Raw genomic sequence first — 2,341 nt, forward strand, 5'->3', positions numbered from 1 at the left:
GTGTCGAAGTGTCGTGCTTCGTGTCACTGAGCTTTGACATTGAGCCTTGACATTGAGCTTTGACATTGAGCCTTGACATTGAGCCTTGACATTGAGCCTTGACATCGAAGCCCCTCGAAATGTGTCGAAATCTGTCGAAATCTGTGGAAGTGCTGTTTTATATTGGTCGGGGCTTCGGCCGTGATCTCAGGCTTCGACGGTGAGACTTCGGCGTGAGCTTTTGTCGAACGCTCAGCCGAACCGCCGAACGGTTTCATCCCGTTGCGCTAAGCGCTTCGGGTCTTCACCCCGACATTTGAGATAAAATAACCAATAAACCCATCCTAGAGGACTTAATCATGATTAGAGCCTATGCAGCCCAAGAAAGAGGCGGAAAACTAGCACCTTTTGACTACGATCCGGGTATATTAGCGGATGAAGATGTGGAAATCGAGGTGGAATATTGCGGCATCTGCCACAGTGACCTAAGTATGCTCGATAACGATTGGGGACTGACCACCTATCCCTTTGTCCCTGGTCATGAAGTGGTTGGTACAATCGCCGCTCTTGGTGCTAAAGTCAAAGAATTAAACATAGGGCAAAGAGTCGGTCTTGGTTGGTTTTCCCGTTCCTGTTCGACCTGTGAAACTTGTATGTCAGGGGATCAAAACCTTTGTGCCACTGCCGAAGGAACTATCGTCGGTCGCCATGGCGGTTTTGCCGAAAAAGTCCGGGCCCATCATAGTTGGTTAGTTCCCTTGCCAGACCAGTTAGATGCTGCCAAAGCTGGCCCGCTTTTTTGTGGTGGTATAACCGTCTTTAATCCCATTGTCCAATTTGATATTAAACCCACGGCGCGAGTTGGTGTCATTGGTATTGGTGGATTGGGCCATATAGCCTTAAAATTCCTCAAAGCTTGGGGCTGCGAAGTAACCGCTTTTTCCAGTAGTCCCGACAAAGAAACAGAAGCAAAAGAATTAGGCGCGACTCATTTTATCAATTCCAGAGACCCCGAAGCTTTGCAATCGGTACAAAATTACTTTGATTTCATCATCTCTACCGTTAACGTTAATCTCGATTGGGGTCTTTATATCGCCTGTTTACGTCCCAAAGGTCGTCTGCATATTGTTGGGGCTGTTCTTGAACCCATGAATACCTATGCTTTTCCCTTGATTATGGGTCAAAAATCGATTTCTGGCAGTCCTTTGGGTAGTCCCAGTACCATCAATAAAATGATCGAATTTGCCTCTCGCCATGGCATTGAACCGGTGACAGAAACCTATCCTATCTCCCAGGTGAATGAAGCCATGGAAAAATTGCGAACCGGACAACCTAAATATCGCCTCGTCTTGCAAATAAAATAAAACCATCTCTATCCCGGACGTAACCCCAATGACTCAACCCCTCACTCCTCCAGTTATCGATTGGCAAGAACCACCCATTCCCCCGGAAGACTTGATTTTTGATGATGGAGAACCTTTGGAAACGCACCGTCACCGCAAGGCCATGAATGTCTTAATCGATTCTATCGAACAAGCCTATCAGGATCGAGAAGACTTTTTTGTTGGCGGTAATATGTTTATTTACTTTAGCCGTGAGCGGGTTTTTAATAAAGATTTTCGTGGCCCCGATTTTTTCGTTGTCCTCGATATCGATGGTAGTTATAAACGACAAGGATGGGTGGTTTGGAACGAAAACGGACGTTATCCCGATGTGATCGTGGAATTAATGTCAGAAAGCACCGCAAAAATCGATTTAACTACCAAAAAAGACCTGTATGAGCGGACTTTTCGCTGTTCCCAATACTTCGTTTATAATCCCTTTGATGCCACTTCCCTGCAAGGTTGGACTTTAGACCCAAATCAATGCTATCAAGAAATTATTCCCGACCACCGCGGTTGGTTATGGTGTCAACGTTTGGGATTATGGTTAGGAGTCTGGATGGGCAGCATCCAGCGAGAAGAAGCCCCTTGGCTACGTTTTTATGACCTAGACGGCAATTTAATTCTCCTACCCGCGGAATTAGCCGAAATCGAACGTCAGAATGCTGAAATCGAACGTCAACGCGCCCAGGCAGCCTATCAACAGGCTGAAAGCGAACGTCAACGTGCGGAACGTTTAGCGGCGCAATTACGGCAATTAGGCATAAATCCCGATGAAACCCCGTAATCGGCCCAGGACTGACCCCTATCTCTAAAAACCGAAAGCCCACACCTTCCGATCTCGGTTTGTGTGGGCTGATTGTTCACTTAATTCTAAGATTGAAAGCTGATACTTTGGCGAAATCTCAGACCCTAACTGAGAGTAACACCAGAGCGATCGTAAGTTTGTGAAGAAAAGTCGGCCGAGAAGCGACGTTGAA

Annotated in this window: 2 protein-coding genes; both read left to right on the top strand. The window is 46.6% G+C overall.

Annotated features, from left to right (window positions below; translation table 11 throughout):
- Positions 1 to 338 precede the first annotated feature (338 nt).
- Complete coding sequence (gene ahr, locus PX481_RS18475; protein WP_288095369.1) at positions 339 to 1,343, top strand: NADPH-dependent aldehyde reductase Ahr; 1,005 nt, start codon at positions 339 to 341, stop codon at positions 1,341 to 1,343.
- 28 nt (positions 1,344 to 1,371) lie between these two features.
- A complete protein-coding gene (locus tag PX481_RS18480; RefSeq protein ID WP_002758766.1) occupies positions 1,372 to 2,148 on the top strand; it encodes a Uma2 family endonuclease in 777 nt (258 codons plus the stop codon).
- Positions 2,149 to 2,341: the final 193 nt, after the last annotated feature.

Source organism: Microcystis sp. M53603_WE2 (assembly GCF_030065435.1).

What these genes read in the sequence shown, in the direction of transcription:
- ahr (WP_288095369.1), top strand. Translation starts at nt 339, where the DNA reads ATGATTAGAGCCTATGCAGCCCAAGAAAGAGGCGGAAAACTAGCACCT.
- PX481_RS18480 (WP_002758766.1), top strand. Translation starts at nt 1,372, where the DNA reads ATGACTCAACCCCTCACTCCTCCAGTTATCGATTGGCAAGAACCACCC.